We start from the raw sequence: 266 nt of genomic DNA, 5'->3' as shown, positions 1-266 counted from the left end.
ATACTGTCATTGGTACAGCAACCGCCGATGGTACGACAGGCGCTTACACCGTGGTCTTCGACCCAGCGCTTGCTGATGGCACACCGATCACGGCCACGGCCACCGATGCGGCAAACAATACGTCTGATGAATCCGCCGTCTTCACTGCGGACACCGCTACCGACATCACCGCGCCTGACGCCCCAGAGATTGATGGCTTTGATGGCACCACGGTTGTTGGTAGTGCAGAGCCTGGCAGTACGGTCAACATCTTAGATGCAGACGAT

The 266-nt window shown here is 57.5% G+C and carries 1 protein-coding gene; it reads left to right on the top strand.

The features are described 5' to 3' along the window. Positions 1-266 (top strand): Ig-like domain-containing protein (locus R0K30_RS22220; protein WP_410613037.1); only part of this gene is annotated, 266 nt, incomplete at both ends.

The sequence above is a fragment of the Bacillus sp. SIMBA_154 genome (assembly GCF_046536015.1).
GTDB classification, from domain to species: Bacteria; Bacillota; Bacilli; order Bacillales; family Bacillaceae; genus Bacillus; species Bacillus pumilus_P.
Note: the sequence above shows the minus strand (reverse complement) of the source record. Positions and strands in the feature narration are given on the sequence as shown.